A 16,709-nucleotide genomic window follows, 5' to 3' on the forward strand; every position below is an offset into this window, starting at 1 on the left:
TAATTTAATTCTGAAGTCAAAGTTAAATATGAAAAAAAATAATGTTTATGATTCGAATCACAGTGCATTAAATTCTATTTATTTAAATGAATTCTGAAATTAATTACAAAAGCAAAAACTCCTCAAGGGTCGTGAGGAGTTTAAAAAGGGTATATGGGGTCTAAAAAAGTGTCTTTTATCTCGCGGAATCAGTGCGGGTGCCTGAAGAACTCTGAGTTCCTCTGTTAGATCCGTTGTTCTGATTAGGGCTTGTAGTCTGGTTTCCTGTTCCGCTTCCCTGGTTCATTGCACTGTCTCTAACGCTTGCCGTGGTATCCATTGCCGTTCCGGTTGTTGTATTATCAGGAGTCATTGTTCCTGTTCCGGCAGAATCACTCATAGAGTTGTTTTCATTCTGCGTTTCCTGCTTTTTGCAGCTTACAGCAAAAAGACTTATTCCTAGCATTAATAGCATTATTTTTTTCATATAAAATTTTTTGGTGTCTGATTTTGGTCAAAATTATACACAAAACCTAAATAATAATATGAGTGAGATCATAATATTGTGAATTAATACGAATTTTATAAAAATTTCTCAGTAACACTATAGATGACAAAAAAATTATTCTTCCCAGATAATAGGAATATATATCGTAACATAGCCATCAGCATCTACCTGATCAGATGACACAATCCCAGTAACAGAGCCATATCCTACCCAGCCACCCTGCCCCTGCATGGCTGTAAAGGTATAAGTGCCCGCAGGAATTCCTTCATAATATTTAGGTAATGCCTGAAAACCTCCACTTGCATATGTTTCGAAAGACTCACCGGTAGCAGTATTGGTAGCTACAAAACTTCCCACGTCATAACTTCCGGAAAGAGTTTTGGTACCATTCTGTGACATCAATCCATAACGGATCGTGTAAGTCTGAGTTTTAGAAATTTCTTTTTTACTTACAGGAACCTTTTTATCCTGAACCATAAAATCATCATTGGATGAACATCCGTTAAGCATTGCCAGCAATATTGGCAACAGCATCAATTTAAAAGTTGTATTTTTCATATTAATATAATTTGGAATTATAAAATTACCCTTTTTATATTAATTCAACACCAAGAGAAAATTAAATAAAAGTTATGTCTATTAATCCCCTATTAATGCATATTTAGCATATATATTAGAATATATTTAATATTTTTTTTAAAATTTTAACATCACTTAACTAAATATTGGCGTCATAATTGGAAATACTACCTTGTCAAAGCTGGTCTTTGAGACCTATTAAAATTTGAATTATGAAAACTATAGTGTTAACAGGATTATTATCAGTATTTGCACTGACAGCCTGTAAAAAAGATGATCAGATAGCCGAAAAATCTTTGGAACAGCAAAAAATGGAGTTCCAGATGAGACAATTGGAAATAGAAAAACAAAAATTAGCTATTGAAAAAGAAAAGATAGCTTACGAAACGCAAAAAAAAGCAGACAGCGTGGCTGAAGTTGAAAAAGCAAAAACAGCTGCTGCAAACGCGAAGCCTCAGGTAATCAGAGAAACGCATACGGTTTACAGAGACAGACCTAGCTCAAGTTCAAGCAGTGGATCTTACGCCAATAGCGGAACAAGTGCGTCCCAGGGTACAACTCAGAAAAAAGGGATGAGTGAAGCTGCTAAAGGTACCATTATTGGTGCTGTCGGCGGGGCCGCGTTGGGAGCGATTGTTAACAAGAAAAGTCCGGGTGCCGGTGCCGCTATTGGTGGTGTAATTGGTGGTGCCACAGGATATACTTTAGGTAGAGCACAGGACAGAAAAAGCGGAAGAGTACAGCCTCGTTAATTATTTTCACAATAAATAGAAAGATTGCTTATTTTTAAGCAATCTTTTTTATGCTGTTAATGTTCCTTTCTACAGTCATTCTAATTCCCACCCTCATGGGCTGGGGAAAGATAATACATTCTGTATTAATACCTTGCACAAGAGGAGTTGCGGGTCATGCTTTCTCAGGAATCTTAGGATTGAGTATTATTTTCACAATACTTTCATTCTTCACACCATTAAATTTTTATGTGGAAATTTCTGCAATATGTATGGGCCTTTTATTTTTTTTCAGGGACCATTTATATAAAAAGTTCCACGCATTTTCTAAAAAAGATTGTATAATAATTGTTACCGCTTCAATAATCATTGTCTTTTGCTCATCTTTCTATCCCTTTGTTCTGGACCATTACGGTTACTATGTTCCCAGCATCAGATGGCTTACTGAATATGGAATGGTAAAAGGTATTTCAAATCTTGATATTACTTTAGGACAAATGTCGGTCTGGCATATATTTCAGGCAGGGATCTCTCATTTTTCAGATCCTTTTTTAAGAATCAATTCTATAGTACTTATTATTTATATCTTATATATCATTGAAGAAAAGAGCTGGATCCAATTATGTTTTATACCGGTCCTGCTACTTTTTTCCCAATCACCAAGTCCTGATTTACCGGTAATCGTATTTTCTTTAATTATTTTAAATGAAATTATGAAGGGAAATACTTCAGCAAGTTCTTTATTTATTTTTTCATCCTTTGTTTTCATTATAAAACCAACCATGGTATGGCTTCCTATTCTGGGATTTTTATATTCATTTTGCATTATTAAATCAAGGTTCATCAGTGTACTACCCGGATTTGCTGTCATTCTGCTCTTTTTCATTAAAAATATATATACCTTCGGATATCCCATTTTCCCTGTTGCTTTCCCGAATTTGGAAGTACATTGGCAGCCAAATCCTGAAATTCTCAAAATATCTTCCCGATTTGCCATTCAGAAAACCTATGATATGCAATATTCTTATGAAGAAATCAGGAATTTTTCTTTCACAGACTATATTAAAAACTGGTTTCTTTTAGATGGAATCAAGTCAAAAATCAATATACTCTTTATAGTGAGTATTCTTATATTTATTGTCTTTACCATTATTAAAAAAAACAGGACTATTACCTTAATTTGTATATCTCTTATCATTAAAAGCATCGCAGTGCTTCTTTTTTCAGCACAGTACAGGTTCTTTGTCGATGTTTTTTTTGTCACTTTCTTTGTGCTTTTGGCAAGTTTTTTTAACAGACAAAAATCTCTTATTGTATTTTTTGCTTTAAGCACTATTATCATTAGTTTTTTAATGATACCCGATATTCTCAAAACCTATCTTCCGAGTTTCAGACCCGGAAGTTTTATGAGCAAATATGAATTGAAACAACTGTACAAACCTTCCACCTATCATTACCATAATTTTAATTCATATAAAATCGGTAATTTAAAGTTTAATGTTTCAAAAAATTATCCCTATAATTTTGATACGCCACTTCCTGCTATTTCCGAAAGTTATATCTATAGTAATATTAAAGCCGGAATCTTCCCCCAATTGGCAGATGAAAAAAATGTACATCAAGGGTTTATCTGGAAAAAATTGACAACAGAACAAAAAGCAGAAGCTGAAAAAGTAATTTATTCTATAAAAAAAACCTATCAGCAGAACAGATAACCTTCATTTTAAATATGGATAAAAAGCCGTAAATTTGTAGTATGTTAAATACTTTAGGTAATCTTCTCAGCCTTACAACATTCGGAGAAAGTCATGGTCCCGCTTATGGCGGAATTATCAATAATTTTCCCGCAGGCCTTCAGGTTGATTTTGATAAAATACAATATGAATTGGGCCGCAGAAAACCGGGACAGTCTTCTATCGTAACTCAAAGAAAAGAAAGCGATACCGTACAGTTTCTTTCCGGGATTTTTGACGGAAAAACAACAGGAACTCCCATTGGTTTTATTATTGAAAATGAAAATCAGAAATCAAAAGATTATGATCATATTGCACAATCTTACCGGCCGAGCCATGCCGATTTTACGTATGATCAAAAGTATGGACTGAGAGATTATCGCGGAGGCGGAAAATCTTCTGCAAGAGAAACCATGAACTGGGTAGTTGCAGGAGCTTTAGCAAAACAATTGCTATCCGACATAGAAATCAATGCTTACGTTTCTTCCGTAGGTGAAATTTTCTGTGAAAAACCTTATCAGGCACTCGATTTTTCAAAAACAGAAAGCAATGAGGTACGGTGTCCCGATCCGGAAACGGCAGAAAAAATGATCGAAAAAATTAAAGAGATCAAAAAAGAAGGAAATACGATTGGCGGCACCATTACCTGTGTCATCAAAAATGTTCCGGTAGGAATTGGCGAACCTGTTTTTTCAAAACTCCAGGCTGAACTGGCCAAAGCGATGATGAACATTAATGCTGCCAAGGGATTTGAATACGGAAGCGGTTTCTGCGGTGCTAAAATGACAGGAAAGGATCATAATGATCTTTTTAATGAAAATTTTACTACCAGATCAAATCTTTCAGGAGGAATTCAGGGAGGAATTTCAAACGGAATGGACATCTATTTCCGTGTAGCCTTTAAGCCGGTCGCAACGATTCTGAGACCTCAGGAAAGTATAGATAAAAACGGAAATCCGGTAATCGTGGAAGGAAAAGGACGCCATGATCCATGTGTGGTTCCAAGAGCAGTTCCGGTGGTAGAAAGCCTTGCTGCTTTTGTTCTGGCAGATCTGTTCCTGATTAATAAAACAAGAAATATCAACCATTTTTAATACATACATTAGTAATGAAAAATTACTGGGAACAAGGCATCTCTTTTGAAGAGTATGTAAAAACAGGAAGACAGAGATTAGAAAACCCTGCCAGTCAGCAGGAAGCAGATTATAAACAATATTACGAACTGGGACTTCAGAGAATCGACAGAACCTTAAAGAAATATGTTCCGGATGAAAATCAGCTTAAAGAGCTTGAAGCCAAAAATTTTGAAGGTAAAATACTTATCATCTCCGAAGTATGGTGTGGTGATGCCAGTGCCACGGTTCCGGCTTTGGTTAAATTTTTCGAAGACCGAAATGAAGTACGTATTTTTCTGAGAGACCGTGATAAAAGTTTAATCAATCAATTTTTAACCAATGGTACGGAATCTATTCCGAAGGTAATTATTCTGGATAAAGATTTTCAGGTTAAAAATTCATGGGGTCCTCGTCCGAAGTTCGGAACAGAATTATTGATGAAATACAAAGCTGATCCTGTAGCTTATCCTAAAGATCTTTTTTACAATGACCTTCAGATTTATTATGCCAAAAACAGGGGTAAAGATGCTGTTCAGGAAATTTTGGAATTGTTGTAGAATGTTCAAATACACCTGTTTTCTCATCGCATTTTTTATTTTCCCCAATGCTTTCCGGGCACAAAACACAAAACTGGAAAATAAAGAGCAATATTTTTTAACTCAGTATAAAAAGTATTCCGAAAATGAAGATTACGATACCAAAGCAGATGAGTCTTTGAAATTTTCCGGTGAATTTAAAAAATTCATTGCTGAAAATCCTGAAACCCTCACCTATGACTTTAAACTCCTGAAGAAAAAATTGTTCATCGCTACGTCAGCAGATAAAAAGTTAAGATTCTATGGTTGGGACACAGAATTGGGAGGAACGATGAAAAGTTTTGATCAGATTATTCAGTATTCTTCCAATGGAAAAACAAAAACCATTTTTAATAAAGACCAGGCAGATACTGCATATTTTACTTCTGAAATTATAAAAGTCACCCTCAATAAGCAGATTTACTATCTTGTTATTTCCAATGGTATTTTTTCTTCAAAAGATAATGCTCAAAGAGTTCAGGCATTTACTATCAGCAATAACAGGTTAATTGATTCCAACAAAATTTTCAGGACCAAAACCACAGCCCTTAATAAAATTCAGATTGATTTTGATTTTTTTAGTGTGGTTAACAGACCGGAGCGTCCATTAAAATTGATTAAATTTGAACAAAATAAATTGTATATTCCTCTAGTTGATAAGGAAGGAAAAGTTTCTGATAAGTTTTTGATATATCAATTGAATAATAATTACTTTCAATATATTGGAATACAATAAATACCAGGAGAATTATTTATGAAAAAAAATCTAATCTACATCGTATTAATCGCTGTCATTGCGGTGATCGCTTTCGTTCCCGGCGTGAAGGAAAAACTGCAGGATGCTTTTTTTCCTATTGCCACAATTGAAAATGCAGTACATGTAACGGAAGAAGATTATGATATCGACCTGCAGGGAATCAATGTTCCGAGTACCAATCTCAAAACTTTTAAAAACAAAGCTGTATTTCTGAATTTCTGGGGAACCTGGTGTCCACCGTGCAGAAAAGAATGGCCTTCGATACAAAAGCTCTACGACACCCGAAAAGAACATGTGGATTTCGTGCTTATTGCAATGAATGATCAGGAAGATGCCGTAAGAAAATTTCTGAAGGAAAATAATTATACCGTTCCCGTTTACATTGCACAAAGTCCCATTTCAGAAAAAATACTTCCGAAAGTGTTCCCAACCACTTACCTTCTTGATAAAGACGGAAGAATCATTATTAAAGAAGATGCGTCAAGAGACTGGAATACAGAATCTGTACATCAGTTTATAGATAATATTATCAAATAATTTTTAACGTTCCATAAGACTTCATTGGTACAGAATTTGTGAATTAAGTACCGTTGTAGAATTATTAAAATTAAACACAAAATGAAATATTCAAAATTAAGTCTGGCAAAAGAAGCCATCAATCACAAAGGTTTTGTGAAAAAAATCCCCGACATTTTCAGAATGGTGAGAATGTGGAGAAAAGGAGAATACCCGATGAGATCCATTGATATTATTCTTCCGCTTTTAGGGGTATTGTACATTATCTCACCGATTGATCTGCTTCCGGAAGTTGCCGTTCCCGTAATCGGAGTGCTGGATGATCTGGCCGTTTTATCGCTTACCATTCCGAAACTGATTAAAGAAGTAGATAAATTCCTTCTTTGGGAAGCCGAACGACAATACAGCAAAGACAGTACGAAAGTAATCAATGCCGAAATCGTAAAATAAAAAACATCCTTTTGGGTGTTTTTTTGTGAATAAAAATCCAGTCGCTTTATCATAATGGAACGATAAAAACTCACAATTCAACTGCGAATTAAAATTCACAATTGACTTTCAACATCATTTCCTTAAATTTGCAACATCTAATAAAAAATAATGGAAAGTAAAAAAGAATTCTTTTTAGAGTGCTATAAACTTGGCATCATCAAATTCGGAAGATTTACATTAAAAAGCGGTATTGAAAGTCCTTTTTATGTAGACTTAAGACCACTGGCTTCAGATCCGAAAATCCTAAAAAACTTAGCCAATTATTTACTGGACATGCTTCCTCTGGATAATTTTGATCTGATCTGCGGAGTTCCTTATGCTGCCCTTCCGATGGCTACAGCAATGTCTCTGGAAAGTTATATTCCATTAATTATAAAAAGAAAAGAAGCCAAAAACTATGGCACCAAAAAACTGATTGAAGGAATTTACCAGAAAGGACAAAACTGCCTTTTGGTAGAAGATGTGATTACTTCAGGAAAATCTTTGATTGAAACCATTGCAGAAGTTGAGCAGGAAGACATCAAAGTTGCTGATATCGTAGTTGTTCTCGACAGGGAACAGGGTGGAAAAGAACTTCTTGAAAGCAGAGGATACAGAGTTCACACACTTTTCAATATTTCGGAAGTATGCTCTATTCTTTGGGAAAACGGAGAATTATCAGATGATGAAGTGAAAAGAATTCAGGATTTCCTGCAGGGAAATCACATTCAGTTTGAAGAAATAACAAGAGCTTCATACGAACAGAAACTCAGCACCGCACAGCATTCTGTTTCTAAAAAACTATTGGAAACTGCACTTGCCAAACAATCCAATCTTATCGCTTCTGCTGATGTTACCACAACTCAGGGATTATTGGATCTTGCAGAAAAAGTAGGTCCTCATGTGATTGCTTTAAAAACACATATCGACATTATATCTGATTTCGAATATGAAAAAACGATTACTCCGCTTAAAGCATTGGCTGCAAAACATAATTTCCTTCTTATGGAAGACAGAAAATTTGCAGACATCGGAAATACTCAGGAATTGCAGTTTACAAGCGGTGTATTTAAAATTACGGACTGGGCAGACTTTGTAACATCTCAGGTTATCGGAGGGTTTGAATCTTTAGACTGTTTTAAAAATGTAGGTGTCGTTGCCATCATCGGAATGTCTTCAAAAGGTGCTTTAACCACCAGTGCATATCGTGAAGAAGCACTAAAGATTGCAGCATCCCATCCTAATGTAATCGGCGGAGTTTCCCAAAACCCGCTTCCGGAGGAAATGCTGCTCTTCACGCCGGGTGTAAATCTTGCAGATTCCGGAGACGGGAAAGGACAGCAGTACAATACCCCTGAACATGTATTCAAAACACTTCACACCGATTTCATCATTGTAGGAAGAGGAATTTACAAAGCTGAAAATCCTGCCGAAGCTGCCATGCTGTATAAAAATGAAGGATGGAAAGCCTATCTGAATTCCCTTGAAAAAAAACTAACTCAAAGTTAATTTAAATATTAGAGGACTTTCTGTAAAATAAGTTATATTTGAACCATATCACAGTTAATTGAGAAATATTTGCATTGGCCTTTTTTTGTTTTTGGGTGTTGTAGAGGTATCTGCACAGAAAGACAGTATTTATATTGAAGCAAAACTGTCTTCAGACAAAAAACTGCTGCATGTAAATCAGGAGCTGGTTTATTATAACAATTCTAAAGCAGCTCTGAGTACAGTGAAACTTTTGAACTGGGTAGCCGCGTACAATAAAAGAGGAACCTCACTGGTTTACCGTAAGCTGGAAGACCGCAATACTGATCTTCACTTTGCTGAAAAAAAAGAGCTCGGAAAATTACTCAATTTGAAAATTCAGGATTCCGACCAGGAAATTCCAATCACTTCTATTTCGGAGGAAAATATTTTTTTACCCCTGAAAAAAGTGCTGCAGCCCGGAGAACAGGTAAAATTAAAACTGCAATATGAAATTCAGCTTCCCGACAAAAAATTTACGGGATACGGAACTTCAGATAAAAATGTAGCATTAAAATACTTCTTTATTGTCCCGGATCGTTTTGATCCGGACAATATTTCTAAAAGGGATTATCATGATATCGAAGAATCCGTAAGTTTCAATACGTACTGGAAGATTAATTTTGATCTGCCTGTTAATTATTTTATCGAAAGTAATCTTCAGCAGTTTCAGATGAATTCTTTCAAGGGGTATCTTGACTCCGATCCAGAATTTCTCATTTCACAGAATGAATATCCATCAATCATCATCAACAATGATGATATCAGAACTGAAATAAAATTCGGATATAATTTAACACCGGAAGAAAAACAAAATCTGGAATTTTATCTGCCGCTTCACCTGAAATTTATCAAAGACAGAACGGGAACTGTTCCTCAAAGAATTTTTATCTCAGATAAATTCAGGGCTAAAGAAGATTTTTTCGGAAATAATGATATTACATTCTGGAAGTTCAGATTTCAGCTTTTTAATGATGCTCAGAAGACCGATCTAGATTATTTCGGGATTGTGGCTAAAAAAGTATTGGAGGAAAGCATTATTACCGATAAACAGGATGATCACTGGTTTAAAAACGGATTGAAATCTTACCTTGAAATTCAATACCTCAAGAAATTCTATGGTGACACCAAACTCCTCGGCAGCTTACCGGAAACCAAAATTTTCGGGATCAAACCATTAAAGCTGTTTTATGCTTCGGATGTAAAGCTTATTGAACGGTACGGACTAACCTACCAATACATCATGTCCCAGAATCTTGATCAGAAAATTGATGAGAAATACACGGTCCTGAGCAACTTTAATGATATGGCCATCAGCAGTTTTGAAACCGGGACCTTATTCAATTATTCGGCGGATAAAATGGGCTATGAGAATTTTGACAGTCTTGTTCAGAAATTTATTTCAAAGAATACGGACAAACAGGTTAATCCAGATGATTTTATAAAAGAATTAGCGGAGCAGGATAAGAGAACAGCTTATCTGGCCGACTTTTTACAACACAAAAACAGGGTAAATTTTAAGCTTAAAAGGTTTCGGAAAGAAGGAGATTCTCTTCATATAAAAATTAATAAAAATACCCCCGCCAATATTCCGGTAAAACTGCAGACAGAATCTAAAGATGGCGATACAAAAGAATATTGGGTAGAAACGGAAGAAAATGAAAAAACAAAAACATTTTCTATTCCTGCCGAAAACGTCAACAAAATTACCCTGAATGATGATTACATTTTCCCGGAAGCCAATTACAGGGATAATTTTCTGTATGCGAAAGGATTTTTTTCCAACATGAGAAAAATCAAACTGAAATTTATCAAAGATATCCCGAATCCTGAATTCAATGAAATCTATATCAGCCCGAGGGTTCGTTTCAGCAATACGTATGATAAATTCCTGATCGGGTTCAACTTTAAGAATCAGTCTTTTTTTGATCAGAAATTTTTATATTCTTTTACTCCGACCTACAGTACGGGAACAGGTAAACTTACCGGATCCGGAGCTGTTAACTATTCTTTTCTGCCGGCAGAAAGTATTTTCAGAAGCATTACTTTCGGAGTTTCAGGATCTTATTTCCATTATGATTACGATCTGGCTTACAGCAAAGGTTCCGTTTATTCAAATTTTAACTTCAGAAAAAATCCAAGAAGTACCGTAAGCAGAAGCGTGGGAATTTCTTACAACTATTTTGAGAGAGATCTCAGCCCTCTGATGATTGCCAATAATGATTATGATAAATACAATCTTTGGAGTGTGGGTTACGGATACAATGACAGCCAGAGCATTCATGAGAAAAGCCTCGGAATCAACACCCAATGGATGGAAGATTTCCACAAAGTAACCGCAGAAGGCTTTTACCGCTGGGAATTTGCTCCAAGGCAAAAACTAAGTGTCCGACTTTTTGCAGGATATTTTATTAAAAACAATACAAGAAATAATACTTTCAACTACGGAATTTCCAGAGTTTCCGATTACTCTTTCTCCTATAATCTGTTGGGGCAAAGCGCAACCGGAGGTATCCTTTCACAACAATATATTCTGGCTGATGGAGGTTTCAAGTCTTTCATTCCGGGAACCGTCAACAAATGGATTACCTCTGTAAATGTAGATACCAGTGTCTGGAAAATTTTCCACATTTATGCGGATGCAGGTGTATATGACAATAAAAACCAATCTGCAAAGTTCATTTGGGACAGCGGTGTAAAGGTGCGTGTCATTCCGGATTTTCTTGAAATCTATTTTCCGATACAGTCGTCATTAGGCTTTGAACCGGGATTCAAGGATTATGGGAAGCGCATACGATATACTTTAATTCTTAATCTGAGTTCTATTATCAATGCAGCCAGACGAGGTTGGTATTAATCAACTCCTGTAATAAAAAATTGCCTCAGAAGTTAATCTGAGGCATTAGAATTTTAGATTCTATAATTAATCTTTCAGGATTTTTTGCGAAACCGGTTCATTGTTAACAATACCTGTTACAATATAACTTCCTTTTTGCAGCTCATCAACATTTAATGATCCATTTTCTTTAACAGAAGCTGTTTTTACGACTTGTCCCATCATATTGTACACTTTTACATCTTTCACATCCGTACCGAAAATAATTTCATTGTTTTTTACAAAAGTATTTTTGATGAAATTAGGACGTACAGCGTTAGCAGAAATATCATTAACCGCTAAAGTTCCCCCCTGTGGAGTAGGCAATCCTATGGTGAAATCCACATTATTGTTGTTGGTATCACCTGAAACTCTGGTAATGGAATTCAGAATGGTTGGTGATGGCGCTGCTCCTGCTCCTTCATACTGATTAGCTGTTCCATATCCTACAAAATCTAAAACATTGGAAGCTGTAGGGCCTGTTACCTGTGTGGCGTTACTTGCCAGCGCTACTTTTCCGGAAGTGAGCCCTATCCCTAGCCCTGCACCTACAATCGGACCAGATCCGTCGAAGTTCAATACAACATTAACCACAAGATTCGGGTTGATAAGATTAATCAATCCTCCGCCGTCACCGCCTTCCTGGATGAGATAGGTTTGTCCCGGTGGTAAGGTGATGGTAGGTAATGTGTGATATTGTGTAAATGCTCCTGTAGCGGAACCATACTGAATGGTTGCACCCGTTAAGGTTGCTGTTGAATTCCCGATGTTTTTCAACTCTATGAAGTCATTTGTTAAAGTTGCCCCTAAAAGGCCTCCTCCAGTATAAACTTCATTAATTACAATCTGTGCATTAGAAAATGCCGTCATCGAGACAAGCCCGATAAAAGTAAATGCTTTTTTCATAATTAAGTGATTTATGTTACATTTAAAGTTCAACAAAATAAATGCCAAATAATCAAGCATATACCACATTTATTACAAAAAATTCATTTTATTTTAATTATATAAATAAAAAAACCACTTTTTACAAAGTGGTTTTTATCTGGTATACGAAGTTAATTTTAGTCTTTCAGAATCTTTTGAGAAACCGGCTGATTATTTACCGTACCTGTTACAATATAATTTCCTTTTTGTAATTCAGCAACGCTTAAAGACTCGTTTGCTTTTACAGATGCTGTTTTTACAACCTGTCCATACATATTATAAACTTTTACATCATTTGCCTGAGCACCAAATGTAATTTCTTCATTTTTCACAAAAGTATTTTTAATGAAGTTTCCTTTGGTTTTAGATAAATCAGCAACAGCTAAACTACCTGAGTTTGAATTTTGAGGAGTAGGCGTACCCGCAGTAAAATCAGTACCATTATTATTGGTATCCCCTGAAGTTCTTGCAATAGAAGTTGTATTAGACGGTGCTGGCGCAGCAGCAGATCCTTCATAATAACTAGCGGTAGAACCGTAACCTAAAAAATCAATTACATTAGAGCTTGTTGCAGATGTAGGTGCTGTGCTATCAGTCGTTAAAGCAAGTTTACCTGCTGTTCCTGATAAATTAATAGTTCCTACTGCATCCGGTGTCGGCAAATCAGTTCCCGCCGTCCCTGCGCTTCCTTCCTGAAGAAGATACGTTTGGCCCGGAGCTAATGTTATAGTAGGCAATGCATGATTACTATTCCCACCGTTGAAAGTACCGGCCGCAGAAGCATACTGCAAATACGCACCCGTTAAAGTTACAGAGGTAGATCCGATATTTTTTAATTCTACAAAATCATACTTGTACAAAATAGCAGAATTGCTTCCACCACCTGCTCCATAAATTTCATTAATTACAATTTGTGCATTTGCAAAAGCAGATACAGAAACTATACTCAAAATTGTAAAGATTTTTTTCATGACGTTAAGATTTAATTATTAATAATTTACACGCCAAAATTACGCCAATTTTTCTTCATAAGACAATAATTGGGTTAATTTTTTGTTAATAATACTAAAAGCATTTCCATAAACTATTTTTAAGTATTTTTACCGATTATTTCTAAAGGCTTGCGGAATTATATTCTGATATTCGTGTTGTTTTTTATGGGCATATTCTCTGGAAATGCACAGATATTCACATGGAAAAACCCTAATCTTCCGCAGGATAGCCTTAATCAAGACAGCATTAAACAAGACAGTATTCTGGCTGCAAGATTTGAGCAGGATATTTTTGCCAAAGACACCATGGATTTTGTGAAAACCAGCAACAGAATTATTGTGGATGAAGCTGTTCTTGCAAGAAATGACAAAAAAAGATTTTTAGGCGAACTGAATTCAAAAGGTTCTATTATAAGAGGGATTACTTTCGGGAACAACCAGGGACAGTCTGTACAAAGTTCAATGGACCTGCAGATTTCCGGGAGACTTTCTAAAGATGTAACCATTCTTGCGAGCATTTCTGATCATAATTTGCCAATTCAGGCAGACGGATATACCCAGACTCTTGAAGAATTCGATAAGATCTACATGCAGCTTAATATTAAGGATAAATCCATCCTCAGAGCCGGACATCTTGATCTTGTTGAAGCCAAAAACTATTTTGCAAAATATCAGCGGCGGAGTATGGGAATTGAGTTCCAGACGGAATTCGGGAAAGATAATAAAACATTTGTTGATGTTTCCATGGGAGTGGCACGAAGTGAATTCCACAGAATACGTTTTCAGGGTGTTGAAGGAAACCAGGGACCTTACCGACTGACGGGAAAAAACGGTGAACAGTTTATCACCCTGATCTCCGGATCGGAACAGGTTTTTATTGATGGTATTCTTATGAAGCGTGGTGAAAACCAGGATTACATTATCAATTATAATACAGGCGAAGTTACTTTTACCAGTTTCCGTCCTATTTTCCAGCAGAATTTTATTACGATTTCCTACAATTATACCAACAGGAATTATTCAAGATATTTATTCACCGGGAAAGTTGAGCATAAAAGAGAAAAATTAAAGCTCGGGCTTAACTGGTTCATGGAAAATGATAATAAAAACGCTCCGCTGGCGCTGAATCTTTCTCAGGAAGATCAGCAGATTCTTGCCAATGCAGGAAACGATCCAAATCTGATGTACGCTCCTTCCGGCGTAGTTACCGAATATGATGTCAACAAAATCCTTTACCGCCTGGTTCAGAATTCTTCCGGAAATTATTATCAGTTTTCAACAGATGCCACACAGACTCTTTATACGGTTTCATTTACTTATTTCGGGGCAAATCTGGGTGATTATAAAATAACACAAACCACCAATAACGGAAGGGTTTTTGAGTATGTAGGCCCTAACATGGGTGATTACCGTGCCGTAAGAAAACTGCCTTCTCCCGAAAAATCACAGGTCTATTCCTTTAATTCCGAATATGCATTAAAGGACGGAAAAATTGGAGCAGATATTTCATTAAGCAACTATGACATCAATCTTTTTTCTTCTAAAGACTCTGACCAGAATATTGGCTATGCATGGCGGATTTTCGGAAATAAAACTTTTACCAAAAACAACTGGAAAGGAACTCCGAATTTTGAATATCAATATATTGATAAACAGTTTCATATTTTAGACAGGATTAATGATGTAGAATTCTCAAGAGATTTCAACCTTGCACAGGAATTCAGCGGGAGAACACAAAACAGGTTCATCTTTAGCTTTTTAAATAAATGGAATAATAAATCTACGCTCAATTATAGAATTAATTACCTTGATGAGCAGGATTCTTATAAAGGGATAAAAAATGATCTCGATTTTGGCTGGATCAGCGGAAAGTTCTTCACCAAAGGAAATTTATCTTATCTAAACACCAATGCCGTACTTCAGGATACAAAATTCATAAGAGGTGGTGCATCAACAGAATATACAGGCAAAAAAGGAAGCTGGGCTGTTGGAGGAAGTATGGAACATAATGAAAAGAAATACAATGACACTCAGCTTATGGATGTCACAAGTTTCAGCTGGAGGGAAATTTTCATACAGAAAAAAATCGGTGACAGTGCCCGCACAAAACTGCTCACTAAAGTGTACATGAGAGATAATGACTCGGTGCGCGACAACAGGCTTCAGAACATGAATAATATTTTAGGATTCATGGCTGAAAGCCAAATCATTAAAACGGAGAAAACAACATTGAACGCGCTTCTTCACTACCGTAAGTTTTTCTATCAGAATCAGGACGCGGATGCTTCCAGAAACAATGATTTTGTGGTAGGAAATATTCTTTACAACCAACAGCTCTTCAGAAACGGGATGAGACTGCAGGCTTTCTATGAGCTTGGAAACGGGCAGGAAGCACAAAGAGAATTCCAATATATAAAAGTAACCGACGGACAGGGTATTTATAAATGGACAGATTATAACGGTGACGGCATTCAGCAGCTTGATGAATTTGAAATTGCAGAATATTCTGACCTTGCGCAATACATCAGGATTTACACGAATTCTGTACGATATATTCCTTCCAATAAAAATAAAATTCAGCTGGCCCTATTTGTGAATCCTTCTGTTGTTTTTAATTCTGAAAACAAATTCCTGAAGCGATGGAATTTTAATATTTCACTGAATTCCCAAAATTCATTTTACAAACGTGATAAAGTTTTGGTAATTAATCCTTTCGAAAAAAATGAAGACCAGATCCTGAAAAACCAGAATATACTTGCTTCTGCACAGTTTAGTCCGACAGAAAAATCCGGCTGGAACGGAAACTATCGTTTTATCTCAAATGACAACCTTATCAATGCCAATTTCAGCAATGAAGAACGTGAGCAAGTTTCACATTTCTTAAATATTGGATACTGGTTTAATAAAGAATTCAGGATCGACTGGGAAAATTCCGTACATGATATTCGAAATTCTTCACAATTATTTGCCACAAGAGATTACCGTCTGAATAATTTTGAAACCAAACCGAAAGCGACTTATAAATTTACAGATGCTATTCAGGCTGAGCTTTCCTCCGCTTTCCGACAGAAAGACAGAGTGGATGGAGAGGAGCTTCTGAAAGCATTTGACATCACCGGAACCATACAGTGGGAACGTCGAAAAACGTCCATCCGGGGAAACTTTTCATTTATTAACAATGATTTTACGGGAAACAATTTCAGCATTGTAGGAAATCAGATGCTTGACGGTTTAAAACCCGGAAAAAACCAGGTCTGGAGCGTATTTATTCAGCAGGCCATCAATTCTTTTCTTCAGCTTAATTTAAATTATGAAGGAAGAAATTCAGGGGACAGAACCATTCATATCGGAAGCATGCAGGTTAAGGCGAGTTTCTGATTTCAAACTGTTTGAGGGCTTAAGAGGAATATTGGTTATAATTATC

General features: G+C 36.1%; 14 protein-coding genes. 10 read left to right on the forward strand and 4 right to left on the reverse strand.

Translation table 11 applies throughout. From position 1 onward, the window contains the following. Positions 1–175 precede the first annotated feature (175 nt). Together U9K52_RS08775 and U9K52_RS08780 are read right to left on the reverse strand one after the other, a co-directional pair. Complete coding sequence (locus U9K52_RS08775) at positions 176–466, reverse strand: hypothetical protein (RefSeq protein WP_322926034.1); 291 nt, start codon at positions 464–466, stop codon at positions 176–178. Positions 467–601: 135 nt separating this feature from the next. Then, positions 602–1,045 (reverse strand): hypothetical protein, encoded by a 444-nt coding sequence (locus U9K52_RS08780; protein ID WP_322926035.1) that lies wholly within the window; start codon positions 1,043–1,045, stop codon positions 602–604. Positions 1,046–1,278: 233 nt separating this feature from the next. Here U9K52_RS08780 and U9K52_RS08785 point away from each other — a divergent pair, with 233 nt between their 5' ends. From U9K52_RS08785 to U9K52_RS08830, 9 genes are all read left to right on the forward strand, one after another. Further along, positions 1,279–1,818 (forward strand): YMGG-like glycine zipper-containing protein, encoded by a 540-nt coding sequence (locus U9K52_RS08785; protein WP_248394826.1) that lies wholly within the window; start codon positions 1,279–1,281, stop codon positions 1,816–1,818. Between the two features lie 95 nt (positions 1,819–1,913). Then, entirely contained in the window at positions 1,914–3,512 is a 1,599-nt protein-coding gene (locus tag U9K52_RS21390) for an LIC_10190 family membrane protein (RefSeq protein WP_416232850.1), read from the forward strand. Between the two features lie 41 nt (positions 3,513–3,553). Then, positions 3,554–4,624 (forward strand): chorismate synthase, encoded by a 1,071-nt coding sequence (aroC, locus tag U9K52_RS08800; RefSeq protein WP_263602320.1) that lies wholly within the window; start codon positions 3,554–3,556, stop codon positions 4,622–4,624. Positions 4,625–4,638: 14 nt separating this feature from the next. Next, positions 4,639–5,202, forward strand: a complete 564-nt coding sequence (locus U9K52_RS08805; RefSeq protein WP_322926037.1) for a thioredoxin family protein — start codon at positions 4,639–4,641, stop codon at positions 5,200–5,202. A gap of 1 nt (position 5,203) precedes the next feature. Beyond that, the gene (locus tag U9K52_RS08810; RefSeq protein ID WP_322926039.1) at positions 5,204–5,956 is read left to right on the forward strand and encodes a hypothetical protein; all 753 of its coding nucleotides are present in this window, start codon (positions 5,204–5,206) and stop codon (positions 5,954–5,956) included. An 18-nt stretch (positions 5,957–5,974) separates the two neighbouring features. Continuing rightward, positions 5,975–6,514, forward strand: a complete 540-nt coding sequence (locus U9K52_RS08815; protein ID WP_248394832.1) for a TlpA family protein disulfide reductase — start codon at positions 5,975–5,977, stop codon at positions 6,512–6,514. Between the two features lie 81 nt (positions 6,515–6,595). Then, positions 6,596–6,943 (forward strand): YkvA family protein, encoded by a 348-nt coding sequence (locus U9K52_RS08820; RefSeq protein WP_248394834.1) that lies wholly within the window; start codon positions 6,596–6,598, stop codon positions 6,941–6,943. 150 nt (positions 6,944–7,093) lie between these two features. Continuing rightward, positions 7,094–8,473 (forward strand): orotidine-5'-phosphate decarboxylase, encoded by a 1,380-nt coding sequence (gene pyrF, locus U9K52_RS08825; RefSeq protein ID WP_248394835.1) that lies wholly within the window; start codon positions 7,094–7,096, stop codon positions 8,471–8,473. 58 nt (positions 8,474–8,531) lie between these two features. Continuing rightward, positions 8,532–11,348 carry a hypothetical protein gene (locus tag U9K52_RS08830; protein WP_322926040.1) on the forward strand — a complete coding sequence of 939 codons (2,817 nt, stop codon included), beginning with the start codon at positions 8,532–8,534 and terminating at the stop codon, positions 11,346–11,348. 66 nt (positions 11,349–11,414) lie between these two features. Here U9K52_RS08830 and U9K52_RS08835 read toward each other — a convergent pair whose 3' ends face one another. Together U9K52_RS08835 and U9K52_RS08840 are read right to left on the reverse strand one after the other, a co-directional pair. Continuing rightward, on the reverse strand, positions 11,415–12,272 hold the full coding sequence (locus tag U9K52_RS08835; RefSeq protein ID WP_248394837.1) for a lamin tail domain-containing protein: 858 nt from the start codon (positions 12,270–12,272) through the stop codon (positions 11,415–11,417). Positions 12,273–12,430: 158 nt separating this feature from the next. Beyond that, positions 12,431–13,264, reverse strand: coding sequence for a lamin tail domain-containing protein (locus U9K52_RS08840; protein WP_322926041.1), 834 nt, complete (start codon positions 13,262–13,264; stop codon positions 12,431–12,433). Between the two features lie 186 nt (positions 13,265–13,450). Here U9K52_RS08840 and U9K52_RS08845 point away from each other — a divergent pair, with 186 nt between their 5' ends. Beyond that, positions 13,451–16,663: a hypothetical protein gene (locus U9K52_RS08845; RefSeq protein WP_322926043.1), complete on the forward strand. Its 3,213-nt coding sequence runs from the start codon at positions 13,451–13,453 to the stop codon at positions 16,661–16,663. Positions 16,664–16,709: the final 46 nt, after the last annotated feature.

Origin of the sequence: Chryseobacterium sp. MHB01 (assembly GCF_034651565.1) — a bacterium.
Lineage (GTDB): Bacteria > Bacteroidota > Bacteroidia > Flavobacteriales > Weeksellaceae > Chryseobacterium > Chryseobacterium nepalense.

What these genes read in the sequence shown, in the direction of transcription:
- U9K52_RS08775 (WP_322926034.1), bottom strand. Translation starts at nt 466, where the DNA reads ATGAAAAAAATAATGCTATTAATGCTAGGAATAAGTCTTTTTGCTGTA.
- U9K52_RS08780 (WP_322926035.1), bottom strand. Translation starts at nt 1,045, where the DNA reads ATGAAAAATACAACTTTTAAATTGATGCTGTTGCCAATATTGCTGGCA.
- U9K52_RS08785 (WP_248394826.1), top strand. Translation starts at nt 1,279, where the DNA reads ATGAAAACTATAGTGTTAACAGGATTATTATCAGTATTTGCACTGACA.
- U9K52_RS21390 (WP_416232850.1), top strand. Translation starts at nt 1,914, where the DNA reads ATGGGCTGGGGAAAGATAATACATTCTGTATTAATACCTTGCACAAGA.
- aroC (WP_263602320.1), top strand. Translation starts at nt 3,554, where the DNA reads ATGTTAAATACTTTAGGTAATCTTCTCAGCCTTACAACATTCGGAGAA.
- U9K52_RS08805 (WP_322926037.1), top strand. Translation starts at nt 4,639, where the DNA reads ATGAAAAATTACTGGGAACAAGGCATCTCTTTTGAAGAGTATGTAAAA.
- U9K52_RS08810 (WP_322926039.1), top strand. Translation starts at nt 5,204, where the DNA reads ATGTTCAAATACACCTGTTTTCTCATCGCATTTTTTATTTTCCCCAAT.
- U9K52_RS08815 (WP_248394832.1), top strand. Translation starts at nt 5,975, where the DNA reads ATGAAAAAAAATCTAATCTACATCGTATTAATCGCTGTCATTGCGGTG.
- U9K52_RS08820 (WP_248394834.1), top strand. Translation starts at nt 6,596, where the DNA reads ATGAAATATTCAAAATTAAGTCTGGCAAAAGAAGCCATCAATCACAAA.
- pyrF (WP_248394835.1), top strand. Translation starts at nt 7,094, where the DNA reads ATGGAAAGTAAAAAAGAATTCTTTTTAGAGTGCTATAAACTTGGCATC.
- U9K52_RS08835 (WP_248394837.1), bottom strand. Translation starts at nt 12,272, where the DNA reads ATGAAAAAAGCATTTACTTTTATCGGGCTTGTCTCGATGACGGCATTT.
- U9K52_RS08840 (WP_322926041.1), bottom strand. Translation starts at nt 13,264, where the DNA reads ATGAAAAAAATCTTTACAATTTTGAGTATAGTTTCTGTATCTGCTTTT.
- U9K52_RS08845 (WP_322926043.1), top strand. Translation starts at nt 13,451, where the DNA reads ATGGGCATATTCTCTGGAAATGCACAGATATTCACATGGAAAAACCCT.